Source organism: Achromobacter sp. Root170, assembly GCF_001428165.1.
In the GTDB taxonomy this organism is placed as follows: Bacteria; Pseudomonadota; Gammaproteobacteria; order Burkholderiales; family Burkholderiaceae_B; genus Achromobacter; species Achromobacter mucicolens.
Genome location: NZ_LMHN01000001.1, coordinates 865,411 through 877,900, shown reverse-complemented (window position 1 = coordinate 877,900; position 12,490 = coordinate 865,411). Strand labels below are relative to the sequence as shown.

The 12,490-nt window shown below is 64.7% G+C and carries 10 protein-coding genes; 4 read left to right on the top strand and 6 right to left on the bottom strand.

The features are described from left to right. Positions 1-13: 13 nt before the first annotated feature. Positions 14-217, top strand: a complete 204-nt coding sequence (gene rpoZ / locus ASD87_RS04050; RefSeq protein ID WP_006219679.1) for a DNA-directed RNA polymerase subunit omega — start codon at positions 14-16, stop codon at positions 215-217. 22 nt (positions 218-239) lie between these two features. Then, positions 240-2,534, top strand: coding sequence for a bifunctional (p)ppGpp synthetase/guanosine-3',5'-bis(diphosphate) 3'-pyrophosphohydrolase (locus tag ASD87_RS04045; RefSeq protein ID WP_056317456.1), 2,295 nt, complete (start codon positions 240-242; stop codon positions 2,532-2,534). 54 nt (positions 2,535-2,588) lie between these two features. Here ASD87_RS04045 and glnQ read toward each other — a convergent pair whose 3' ends face one another. From glnQ to glnH, 3 genes are all read right to left on the bottom strand, one after another. Further along, positions 2,589-3,317: a glutamine ABC transporter ATP-binding protein GlnQ gene (gene glnQ / locus ASD87_RS04040; RefSeq protein WP_056317453.1), complete on the bottom strand. Its 729-nt coding sequence runs from the start codon at positions 3,315-3,317 to the stop codon at positions 2,589-2,591. Next, positions 3,314-3,970 (bottom strand): glutamine ABC transporter permease GlnP, encoded by a 657-nt coding sequence (glnP, locus tag ASD87_RS04035; RefSeq protein WP_056317451.1) that lies wholly within the window; start codon positions 3,968-3,970, stop codon positions 3,314-3,316. Before glnP ends, glnQ begins: the two co-directional genes overlap by 4 nt. Before the next feature lie 135 nt (positions 3,971-4,105). After that, a complete protein-coding gene (gene glnH / locus ASD87_RS04030; RefSeq protein ID WP_056317448.1) occupies positions 4,106-4,858 on the bottom strand; it encodes a glutamine ABC transporter substrate-binding protein GlnH in 753 nt (250 codons plus the stop codon). Between the two features lie 168 nt (positions 4,859-5,026). Here glnH and ASD87_RS04025 point away from each other — a divergent pair, with 168 nt between their 5' ends. Further along, positions 5,027-6,061, top strand: a complete 1,035-nt coding sequence (locus ASD87_RS04025) for a C45 family peptidase (protein WP_056317447.1) — start codon at positions 5,027-5,029, stop codon at positions 6,059-6,061. Positions 6,062-6,086: 25 nt separating this feature from the next. Here the strand turns inward: ASD87_RS04025 and ASD87_RS04020 are convergent, their stop codons facing one another. The 3 genes from ASD87_RS04020 to nudC all read right to left on the bottom strand — a co-directional run bounded on the left by ASD87_RS04020 (position 6,087) and on the right by nudC (position 11,216). Continuing rightward, positions 6,087-9,710 (bottom strand): hydantoinase B/oxoprolinase family protein, encoded by a 3,624-nt coding sequence (locus ASD87_RS04020; RefSeq protein WP_056317444.1) that lies wholly within the window; start codon positions 9,708-9,710, stop codon positions 6,087-6,089. An 88-nt stretch (positions 9,711-9,798) separates the two neighbouring features. Beyond that, entirely contained in the window at positions 9,799-10,308 is a 510-nt protein-coding gene (locus ASD87_RS04015; protein WP_056317441.1) for a winged helix DNA-binding protein, read from the bottom strand. 137 nt (positions 10,309-10,445) lie between these two features. Beyond that, on the bottom strand, positions 10,446-11,216 hold the full coding sequence (nudC, locus tag ASD87_RS04010) for an NAD(+) diphosphatase (RefSeq protein WP_056317439.1): 771 nt from the start codon (positions 11,214-11,216) through the stop codon (positions 10,446-10,448). Between the two features lie 293 nt (positions 11,217-11,509). Between nudC and ASD87_RS04005 the strand changes: the two genes are divergently transcribed. Further along, a complete protein-coding gene (locus tag ASD87_RS04005) occupies positions 11,510-12,484 on the top strand; it encodes a TRAP transporter substrate-binding protein (protein ID WP_056317437.1) in 975 nt (324 codons plus the stop codon). Positions 12,485-12,490: the final 6 nt, after the last annotated feature.

Genomic DNA, 12,490 nt, shown 5'->3' with positions numbered 1-12,490 from the left:
ACCAGGTGTCCTAATGGCTCGCATCACTGTCGAAGACTGTCTGAATCAAATCCCCAATCGTTTCAAGCTCACGCTGGCCGCGACGTACCGCGCCCGTGAATTGGCGCAAGGCCACGCCCCGCGCCTGGACAGCAAAGACAAGCCCACGGTCACTGCCTTGCGCGAAATCGCTGGCGGCCTCACCGGCGTTGAAATGCTGCGTAAAGTTCCCACCTGATACGCGCCGGGGAGCTGCAAGCATGGCTTTTCCCGGGCTGAAGTACGCTTCATCTGGTCTGCTTGCCGCACTGCGTGCCGGCTCCCGTCTTGGGCGCCGCACGGGCAAAAAAGACAAGAATTCCCCCACGCCACCGTCCGTCGCCGCGCAAGAAGCGGCGGACGCGACCGGATCTCCGGTCGCTTCGCTGGCGCCGCTGACCGAAATCATCGGCAGCTATCTCGACAAGAACGATGTTGAGCGCGTGCGCGAAGCCTATCGCTTCGCGGACCAGGCGCATCTTGGACAATTCCGCGCCAGCGGTTCGCCCTACATCTCTCATCCCATCGCCGTCACCGAAATCTGCGCAGGCTGGAAGCTAGACGTCAACGCGCTGTCTGCCGCCCTGCTGCACGACGTGATGGAAGACCAGGGCATCGCCAAGCACGAACTGGCCGAGAAATTCGGGCCGGAAGTCGCCGAGCTGGTCGATGGCCTGTCCAAGCTTGATCGCCTGGATTTCGCCACCAAGGCCGAGCAACAGGCAGAGAGCTTCCGGAAAATGCTGTTGGCGATGGCGCGCGACGTGCGCGTCATCCTCATCAAGCTCGCCGACCGCCTGCACAACATGCGCACGCTGGACGCGGTCAATCCCGAAAAGCGCCGCCGCATCGCGCGCGAAACGCTGGATATCTATGCGCCCATCGCGCATCGGCTGGGCCTGAATCTGCTGTTCCGCGAGCTGCAGGACCTCTGCTTTGCCGCGATGTACCCGAATCGCTACCAGGTGCTGTACAAGGCGGTCCTGGCGGCGCGCGGCAACCGCCGCGAGGTCATCACCAAGATCGCCGATTCCGTGCGCGCCGCCCTGCCGGCCGCCGGGATCGAAGCCGAGGTCAGCGGCCGCGAAAAGACCCTGTTCGGCATCTACCGCAAGATGGTCGACCAGAAAAAGTCTTTCTCGGACGTGCTGGACATCTACGGGTTCCGCATCGTGGTCCATACGCTGCCCGAGTGCTATCTGGCGCTGGGCACGCTGCATCAGCTGTTCCGCCCGGTGCCCGGCAAGTTCAAGGACTACATCGCCATCCCCAAGGTGAACGGCTACCAGTCCCTGCACACGACGCTGGTCGGCCCCTACGGCACCCCGGTGGAATTCCAGTTCCGCACGCGCGACATGCACCATGTCGCCGAGGAAGGCGTGGCGTCCCACTGGCTGTACAAGGGCGCGGACCTGACGCTCAATGACCTGCAAAAGCGCACGCACCAGTGGCTGCAGTCGCTGCTGGACATCCAGAGCCAGACCGGCGATTCCGGCGAATTCCTCGAACACGTCAAGGTCGATCTGTTCCCTGACGCCGTGTACGTGTTCACGCCCCGCGGCAAGATCATTTCCCTGCCCCGCGGCGCCACGCCCGTCGACTTTGCCTACGCCATCCACACCGACATCGGCAACCAGGCGGTCGCGGCCAAGGTCAACGGCGAATTCGTGCCGCTGCGCACCGAACTGAGCAGCGGCGACACCGTCGAGATTGTCACGTCGCCAGCCTCGCGTCCCAATGCGCAATGGCTGAACTATGTGCGCACGGGTCGCGCGCGCTCGGAAATCCGCCACTACCTGCGCACGGTCAAGTACGAAGAGTCCGTGGCTTTCGGCGAGCGGTTGCTGGCCCAGGCCATGCAGGAACTGCACATGCCCCTGCCCGCCACCGACGACCCCGGCTGGCAAAAACTGGCGCGCAGCACCGGCGCCAGCTCGCGCGAGGAAATCCTGGCCGACATCGGCCTGGGCAAGCGGCTGGCCGCGGTGGTTGCCCGCCGCTTCGCGCCGGAACACCAGCTTGTCGCCACCACGGCTGCCGCGGTGGACGAACTGACCTCGGCACGCAGCGCCCCCATCCTGATCCAGGGCAACGAAGGCCAGGCGGTGCAACTTGCGCCTTGCTGCGGCCCGCTACCCGGCGACCCGATCGTGGCCGGGATGCGCATGGGTCATGGGCTGGTGGTGCACACGGCCGATTGCCCCGTCGCGTTGCGCCAGCGCCTGCGCGAACCCGAGCGCTGGATCAACGTGGGTTGGGATGCGCAAACGGCCAAGCACCTGGCCACGCGCCTGGACATCGTCACCCGCAACGAACGCGGCGTGCTGGGCCGGCTGGCGGCGGAAGTCACCGCGGCCGATGCCAACATCGTGCATGTCACGATGCACGACGACGCCGTCGCCACCGTGTCGCTGCACCTGACCATCCAGGTCGACAGCCGCAAGCACCTGGCGCAAGTCATCCGAGCCATCCGGCACGTGCCCCAAGTGCAGAAGATCGTCCGCGTGAAGGGTTGACGCGCTGCCCCAAGAAAAAAGGCGTCCGGCCACAAACCGGACGCCTTTTGCTTTTCAGGTCACGTGCTGCAGGAAATCCTTCAGACGCTGGCTGGGCGGATTGCTCAGCAATTCTTCCGGCGGTCCGTCGTGCGCGATCTTGCCCCCGTCGATGAAGATCAGCCGGCTGCCGACCTTGCGCGCAAATTCCATCTCGTGCGTGACGACCACCATCGTCATGCCCTCCTCGGCCAGATCCCGCATGACCTTGAGCACCTCATGGCGCAGCTCGGGGTCCAGCGCAGACGTGGGCTCATCGAACAGCATCAGCTTGGGCATGATGGCCAGCGCGCGGGCGATGGCCACGCGCTGCTGCTGCCCGCCGGAGAGTTCGGCCGGATAGTGCTTCATGCGTTCGGCCAGGCCCACCTTGACCAACAGGCTCTCGGCCAGCTCGCGCGCCTCGGCGCGGCTCTGGCCACGGGTATGGATGGGTCCGAACATGACGTTTTCCAGCGCCGTCATCTGCGGGAACAGATTGAACTGCTGGAACACCATGCCGGCTTCGCGCCGGATCTCGCGCACCGTCGCCGCATCGCCCTTCACACTGAGGCCGTCCACCAGCAGGTCGCCGTCGTTGATCGTCTCCAGCACGTTGATGCAGCGCAGGAAAGTGGACTTGCCCGACCCCGACGGCCCGACCACCACCACGACCTCCCCGGCATCGATGTTGAGCGAGATGCCGTTCAGCACCGTCGAGTCGCCAAAGCGCTTGGTGACGTTATGAAATTCAACCATGCTCATATGATGCGCATCCTCTTTTCGACCAGATGCAGGGTCAATGCCATCAAGCCCGTGAGGATCAGGTAGATGATCGCCACCGCGGACCAGATTTCGACCGCCCGGAAATTGCTGGCCATGATTTCCTGCCCTTGCCGGGTCAGCTCCGCCACGCCGATCACGATGAACAGCGAAGAATCCTTCAGGCTGATGATGCACTGGTTGCCCAGCGGCGGAATCATGCGCCGGAAGGCGACCGGCCCGATGATGTGCAGCAGGATCTTGTAAAAGGGCAGGCCCATTGCCTGCCCTGCTTCCTTCAGCCCCTTGTGGACCGACAGCAGCGATCCGCGCACGATTTCCGAGATGTACGCCCCCGAGTTGATGATGAGGGTGGCGATCGCCGCGAATTCGGCGTCCACCCGGATGTCCGCCAACAGCGGCAGCGCAAAGTAGATGAACATGACCTGCACCACGATGGGCGTGCCGCGGATGACCGCGACGTACACCTGCGTGATGCCCGAGAGCACCGCGTTTCCGTAGGCCCGCGTCACGCCCGAAAGCGCGCCGAGCAGGAAACCGCCCGCCAGGCCCCAGAAGGTGATCTTGATGGTCATGAGCGTACCCGTCAGCAGATTGGGTAACGCGTCCTCGATGACAGCCCAGTCAAACTCCACGATCTTCCCCCAATGGCGCGCGCGGGCGCGCCCACATCATGGCGGACGCGCCCGCGGCAAGGGTGGCGGCTATTGCCGCGCCCTTGACCGCGGTTCAGGCGGCGCGTCCGTAGAAAATGCCGCTTGCCGCGCCGGTCAGGGCTTCTTGCCGAACCACTTGGTGTAGATCTTGTCGTACTCGCCGTTGGCCTTCAGCGTGGCGAGCGCCTTGTTGACCTCGGGCACCAGTTCGCTGCCCTTGGGGAACGCAATGCCGTAGAAGTCGCCGCTCTTGACCGAGCCGACCACCTTCACGCGGCCCTTGCCCGCGGTATTGGCGTAATACTGGACGTTGGGCGTGTCGTGCACGGCGGCGTCCACGCGGCCGGTTGCCAGTTCGAGATAGGCGTTGTCGATGTTCGGGAACAGCTTGAGCTTGGCATCGGGCACCTGCGCCTTCAGGAAGTCCACCGTCGCCGTGCCGGTCTTGACCGCAACGGTCTTGCCGGACAGGGACTTGGCGTCCTTGATGTCGGTGTTCTTTTCGCCGACCAGGATGGCCAGGCCGCTTTCGTAATAGGGATCCGAGAAATCGATGACCTTCTTGCGATCGTCGCGTATCGTGATACCGGCCAGCGCGGCGTCGATGTTCTTCGTTTGCAAGCCGGGAATGATGCCGGCGAAGTCCATCGGCTGCAGCTTGTACTTGAGGTTGAGTTCCTTCGCGATGGCCGCCCACAGGTCCACGTCGAACCCGACGTAAGTGTTGCCCTGCTTGAATTCGAACGGCACGAAAGCGGTATCGGTGGCCACCACCAATTCCTTGCCCTGGGCCTGGACGGCGGAAGTGGCGCCGAACAAGGTCAGGGACAGGCCCACCATTGCGGCGGCGACTTTACGTTTGATCATGAAACTCTCCTCTTGGGGAGCGCAGGGCACCCCGGGCTTGTTGTAAGGGCATGATTCCTGGGTCGCGCCGGGATCGCCAGCGCAACTTACCGACGATCTTAACGCAACAATCCACGCCCCGGCGGGTGGCGGACCCCTTACAATCCGCGAGACATCCGGAGGTTTTCGATGGCCTACAAATATGTGCGCATCGCTGGAAACCGCCGCCAGGTCGGTCTGGCGCTGGGCAAGCTGGCCCGCCCCATCATGGGGACCTATCTGGACCAGAGCGGCACCTGGAGCGCCCTGCGCCCGTGGCGCGGCCACCCGTTCGTCGATGAACTGGCCCAACAGGCGCAGGCCGCCCTGCCGCAGATCTGGGAAGAACTCGAAGGTCTGGCCGAAGGCTTGCGCATGCCGGTCAACGACGTGCTGCTATGGCATTGCCGCGGAGATCTGCTGCACAGCACCACGGATGGCTGCACGTCGGTCGCCATGCGGGCGGCAGACGGATCTCGCTGGATCGGCCACAACGAGGACGGCGATCCCTTTCTGTATGGCCGCTGCCACCTGGTGGATGTCGCGCTGGACGATGCGCCCGGCTATCTGAGCTTCTATTACCCGGGCTCCCTGCCCGGCCACACGTTTGCCGCCAACCGCGCGGGCCTCGTGCAAACCATCAACAACCTGCGTACCCGGCAGCGGCATGCGGGCGTACCCCGCATGTTCCTGGCGCGGGCCGTGCTGGACTGCACGACGCTGGACGAGGCCGTGACGCTATTGCGCGAGCAGCCCCACGCGGGCGGATTTCACCATCTGTTGGGCGCGGCCGGAGATGCGCGCGTGCTCAGCGCCGAGGTGACGCCGGGATCGGTGTCGATCCAGGAAGTCGGCCGGCGCTACGGCCATGCCAATCACATGGTGCACGCTGCCACGCGAGGCCAGGCGCAGCTCGTCACCGACTCGTCGCGGGCCCGGCAGAACCGGATCGAAGGCCTGGTGGATGGGTGGTTGCCGGAATCGACCCACGCCGACATGCTTGCCGCCCTGCTCGATACCCAGGGCACGCTGCCGATCCTGCGCACGGCGAAGGACGACCCCGACGACGAGAACACGCTGGCCACGGCGATGTTCGAAATCACCGATGAGGCCGTCGTCCTGCGTGTTTACGACCGCAAGGCGCGCGCGGATATCGCGCTGGACGTGATGTCCGATCCCGAATGAACGGGACCGGACATCGCGGCGGGCATTACTGCGCGCCGTAGCCGCCGCCTCCCGGCGTTTCCACGACGAACACATCGCCCGGCCGCAGCTGCGCGCTGTCCTGGGGACCGAGTTCCTCGATGGTGCCGTCCGCGCGTTCAACCGTATTGCGGCCCATGGCGCCCGGCTGGCCGCCGGCCAGGCCGAACGGCGCATAACGCCGGTTGTTCGACAGGATGGCCGCGGTCATGTCTTCCAGGAAGCGGATGCGGCGCACGCCGCCGTCGCCGCCCGGATACCGGCCCGCGCCGCCCGAGCCCTTGCGGATCTCGTACGACTCCAGACGCACCGGGAATCGGAACTCCAGCACTTCCGGATCGGTCAGGCGCGAGTTGGTCATGTGCGCCTGCACCACCGACGTGCCGGCAAAGCCCTCGTCGTGCGGACCGGCCGCGTCGATACGGACCGGACCGGCGCCAGTGCCGCCCGAAATGGTCTCGTAGTACTGATGACGCGCATTGCCGAACGTGAAGTTGTTCATCGTGCCCTGGCTGGCGGCCAGCACCCCCAACGCCCCGTATAGCGCGTTGACGATGCACATGGAGGTCTCCACATTGCCCGCGACCACCGAAGCGGGCGGGTTCGGGCGCAGCATCGACCCTTCGGGCAGGATGATGGTCAGCGGCACGAGGCAGCCGTCGTTCAGCGGGATGTCGTCATTGACCATCGTGCGGAACACATACAGCACCGCGGCCACGGCAATCGCACCGGGCGCGTTGAAGTTGTTGTCCAGCTGCGGCGACGTGCCCGTGAAATCCACCACGGCGCTGCGCGCCTCGTTATCCACACGCACCGCCACGCGGATGACCGCGCCGTTGTCCAGCGGATACTCGTAGCTGCCGTCCTTGAGCACCGAGATCACGCGACGCACCGCCTCTTCGGCGTTGTCCTGCACGTGGCCCATGTAGGCGCGCACAACCTCCAGGCCGAAGTGATCGCACATGCGCAACAGCTCTTGCACGCCCTTTTCGTTGGCGGCGATCTGCGCGTGCATGTCGGCGATGTTCTGGTCCGGATTGCGCGCCGGCCAGCGGCCCGACCCCAGGATCTGGCGCGCGGCTTCTTCGCGGAACTCGCCGTTCTTGACGAGCTGGAAGTTCGTGAACAGCACGCCTTCGTCTTCGACCGTCTTGGAGTCCGGCGGCATGGAGCCCGGTGTGGTCCCGCCGATATCGGCATGGTGGCCGCGCGATCCCACGTAGAACAGGATCTCGCGCCCCGCCTTGTCAAACACCGGCGTGATCACCGTGACATCAGGCAGGTGCGTGCCGCCGTGGTACGGGTCGTTCACCACGTACGCGTCGCCCGGCTGCATCTTGCCGGCGTTGGCGTTCATGACCGTGCGCACCGATTCGCCCATGGAACCCAGATGCACGGGCATGTGCGGCGCGTTGGCGATCAAGCGCGCCTGCGCGTCGAAGATGGCGCAGGAGAAGTCCAGACGCTCCTTGATGTTGACCGAGTACGCCGTGTTCTGCAGGCGGTAGCCCATCTGTTCAGCGATCGACATGAACAGGTTGTTGAACACTTCAAGCATGACGGGGTCGGCCTGCGTGCCGACCTTGCGTTGCTCGGAACGCGCCTCGACGCGGCGGATCACGAAGTGATCCTGCGACGTCAGTTCGGCCTGCCAGCCGGGTTCCACGATCGTGGTCTGGTTGGGCTCGGAAATGATGGCCGGTCCCGCGACCACGTCGCCGCCAGCCATGTCTTCACGCACATACAGCGGCGTATCGCGCCAGGCGCCCGCGCTGTACATGCTGACCACGCGGCGCGCGGCCAGCGCGCCTTCGCGGGTGCGCGACGTAGCCGCTTCGCCCACGCGCTCGCCGCCGCCCGTGGCCTCGACCGAAATGGTCTCGACCACCAGCTCGCGGTTGGGCATCAGGAACGAATAGCGCTGGCGATAGGCCGCCTCGAAGTCGCTGCGCGCCTGCGCCAGATCCGAGAACGCCACTTCCAGCGCGGTGTCGGTGCCGCGATACTTCAGGTGCAGGCGGCGCTGCACGGAGATGTCCGGCTCGGCCACATGCTGGCGGCGCAGTTCGCCGACCGCCTGGTCTGCCAGTACATCCAGTTCCGCCTTCAGCTCGCCCATCAGGGACGCGTCCAGCACCTTTTCGACGGTCTTCTGGCGCATGTCCGTCTGATCCGCCAGGCCCATGCCATAGGCCGACAGCACGCCGCCCAGCGGGTGCGCAAAGACCGTCGTCATGCCCAGCGCGTCCGCCACCAGGCAGGCGTGCTGCCCCCCCGCGCCGCCGAACACGGTCAGCGCGTATTCGGTCACGTCGTGGCCGCGCTGCACCGAGATGCGCTTGATGGCTTCGGCCATGTTGCCCACCGCGATCTGCAGAAAGCCCTCGGCCAGCTGCTCCGGCGACATCTCGCGGCCGGTGGCCGCAAACACTTCGGCGGCCATGGCGGAAAAGCGTTCGACCACGGCGTCGCGGTCCAGGGGCTCGTTTGCCTCGGGGCCAAACACGTTCGGGAAGAATTCGGGTTGAATCTTGCCCAACAGCACGTTGCAGTCCGTGACGGCCAGGGGGCCGCCGCGGCGATAGCACGCCGGGCCCGGATTGGCGCCCGCGGAATCGGGCCCGACGCGCAGTCGCGCGCCGTCAAAATGCAGGATGGAGCCGCCGCCGGCCGCGACAGTGTGAATGCTCATCATGGGCGCGCGCATGCGCACGCCGGCCACCTGGGTTTCGAATTCGCGTTCAAACTCGCCCGCGTAGTGCGACACATCGGTGGACGTGCCGCCCATGTCAAAGCCGATCACCTTCGGAAAGCCTGCGATTTCGCTGGTCCGAACCATGCCGACGATGCCGCCGGCCGGACCGGACAGGATCGCGTCCTTGCCGCGGAAACGGTGGGCATCGGTCAAGCCGCCGCTGGACTGCATGAACATGAGACGGATGCCGGGCAGTTCGCCGGCCACCTGGTCCACGTAGCGCTTCAGGATGGGCGACAGATACGCATCCACCACGGTCGTGTCGCCGCGCGAGACGAACTTGATCAGCGGGCTGACCTCGTGCGACACGGACACCTGCGTGAATCCGATCTCGGCGGCGATGCGCGCGGCCTGCTGCTCGTGGCCGGTGGCGTGCCACGCGTGCATGAACACTATGGCCACCGCGCGGATGCCGCTGTCGAACGCAGCCTGCATGTCACGGCGAAGGCCGGCTTCGTCCAGCGGCCGAATCACTTCGCCGTCGGCCGCCACGCGCTCGTCCGCCTCGACCACGGCTTCGTACAGCATCTCGGGCAGCAGCACGTTGCGGTCAAAGAGCCGCGGGCGATTCTGGTAGGCGATGCGCAAGGCATCGCGGAATCCGCGCGTGGTGACCAGCAAGGTGCGCTCGCCCTTGCGCTCGAGCAGCGCATTGGTCGCCACCGTGGTGCCCATCTTCACGCACTCGACCTGATCGGCGGGCACGGGCTGTCCGGGTGCGATGCCCAGCAGCTTGCGGATGCCGGCAACGGCCGCGTCGCGGTATTGCTCGGGGTTTTCCGACAGCATCTTCGCCGTGGTGGTCGTGCCATCAGGGCGTCGCGCCACGATGTCGGTGAAGGTGCCCCCACGGTCAATCCAGAATTGCCACTTCATAGGTATCCTCGAAAACAAGAGACCGCCGCAGCGCGTTCGGCCGCGGTCGGGTTGCGGATGAATCGGGGCCCTGCCCCGGATGTTGGATTCAGAGAGAGGTCGCGGCCCTGGCCGCCTGGTCATACAGGCCGGAAAGGGCGCGCAGCGTGTGCGCCAGTTGCCGGCTGAATTCAAGACCGCCCCCGCCCGGGCCGTCCAGGCCGGCGGTCAGGCATTGCTCGCGGATTTCGCCGTAGCGCTTCAAGATCGCCGCGCCTTCGGGGGTGACGCTGTAGAAGACTTCCTTGCTGCTGCGCTCGCCGCGCACCACGCCAAGACGTTCCAGCTTTTTGAGCGCATAGCTGACGATATGGGTGTCTTCGACATTGAGCGTGAAGCAGATATCAGCCAGCTTCTTCGGACGCTCACGATGGTAGACATGGTGGAACACCATCACGTCGGTGGGCGTCAGGTCGGGCAGACCCGCCGCAGCCATGCATCGCACCGTCCAACGGTCGAAGGCGTGGCTGGCAATCATGAGCCCGAATTCCACTTCGGACAGGTCGGGCGCGCTGCCGCCGGCAAGATGTGCCGACGACGCTATCAAGGTGGGGCTCATAAAGGGCGCAAGCGAAGATTAATTGGATGAAATACTAATAATTTATCTATATTTCATCAATAAAAAATGGCCGCTGACGGCAAAAAATCCCTCGTTTCGAGGGAATACCCCTACCGATTAGGGCCGCGGTGAAGCCGTCAGGGCGCGTTCCACCCCATGGGCAGATTGGCCCGGATCATCCAGCCGGCAATCGAAATGCGCGCCGCGATCTCGGGCATGGCGTCGCCCGGCCCGAACCAGCGCGCGTCCGCAATTTCGTCTTCCTGGACCCGGATGTCGCCGGAGACGTAGTCCGCGGTGAACGCGACCATCAGCGAATGCGGAAACGGCCACGGCTGGCTGCCGAAGTACTGCAGGTTGCCGACTTTCAGCCCGACCTCTTCGAAGACCTCGCGATGGACAGTCTGCTCGATGCTTTCCCCGGGCTCGACGAAGCCGGCCAGCGCGGTGTAGCGGGCAGTCGGCGCGTTGGCGTGACGCGCCAGTAGAATGCTGTCTCCCTTGCGGATCAGCACCATCATCGCCGGCGAGATGCGCGGGTATGCGGACAGGCCGCACGCGGGGCATCGCAGGCAGAATTCGTGCGCGACACGCTCGGCAGGCGTGCCGCAAGCGCCACAGAACCGGTGGGTTCGCGCCCATTCGGCGATTTGATAGGCGCGGCCGGCCAGCGCCATGCCTTCGTCGTCGAACACGCCGAACAGCGAGCGCAGTTTCTTGAAGGCGTAACCCTCGGGCGCTTCGAGGCCGGGGTCGACACAGACCGTGCGATACGGCGACCCCGCCTGCATCCAGACCGGCTGCAAGGCCGAGGCGCCAAGCCCGATGCGTTCACACAACGCCGAATCCGGCAACACGCTGGACGACTCCTCGACCAGCAATTCATCACGGCGGAAAACGAAATTCACACGACCCTCTTCGGCGCGTCATCGATCCCGCAATCTTAGAAGAAAAACGCGCTGACAGCCGGTCTGAGCGCCGCACCAGGCGCGGACCTCGCGGCGTCATTGAACCTTCAACCAATGAACAACATTCCCTTCCTAGGAATTACCCGTAAAACGCCGATTTCCCGCGCTTTGTTACCGCACAGCAACATAGAATGGCACGGCGCTCGGGCGGCGCGATGCCGCGCCGCGCATGCTTTTTTTCGCAATGCCTATCGGGTCAGACCCGACTTCACCATTCGCAAAGAAGGACCAACATGTACAAGAAAATCTCGCTGCTCACCGGCAGCATCGTCCTGGCATTCAGCGCGGGCGCACAGGCCCAGACCAAGTGGGACCTCCCCAGCGCCTACCCGGCGAGCAACTTCCACGTCGAGAACCTGACGACCTTCATCAAGGACGTTGACTCGCTGTCGCAAGGCAAGCTCAAGATCACGCTGCACAACAATGCCTCGCTGTACAAGGCGCCCGAAATCAAGCGCGCGGTGCAAGGCAACCAGGCTCAGATCGGCGAAATCCTGCTGACCAACTTCGCCAACGAAGACCCGATCTACGAACTGGACGGCCTGCCCTTCCTGGCCACCGGCTACGACGCATCGTTCAAGCTGTACCAGGCCCAGAAGCCGTTCCTGGAGAAGAAGCTGGCCTCGCAAGGCATGACCTTGCTGTACGCCGTGGCATGGCCGCCCCAAGGCATCTTCGCCAACAAGGACATCAAGCAGATCAGCGACATGAAGGGCCTGAAGTGGCGCGCCTACAGCCCGGTCACGGCCAAGATCGCCGAACTCGTCGGCGCCCAGCCCGTCACCGTGCAGCAGGCCGAACTGGCGCAGGCCTTGGCCACCGGCGTGATCGATTCGTACATGTCGTCGGCGTCCACCGGCTACGACACCAAGACGTACGAGTACATCAAGAAGTTCTACGACACGCAGGCCTGGCTGCCCAAGAACGCCATCATCGTCAACAAGAAGGCGTTTGACGCGCTGGACCCCGCCACGCAGGAAGCGCTCAAGAAGGCTGCCGCGCAAGCCGAAGAGCGCGGCTGGAAGCTGTCGCAGGAAAAGAACAAGTGGTATCAGGCCGAACTCGCCAAGAACGGCATGGAAACCATCCAGCCCACGGTTGAGCTCAAGGAAGGCCTGAGCGTGATCGGCAAGCGCATGCTGGACGACTGGCTCAAGAAGGCTGGCGCGGACGGCCAGGCCATGATCGACGCCTACAAGAAGCAGTGATATCGC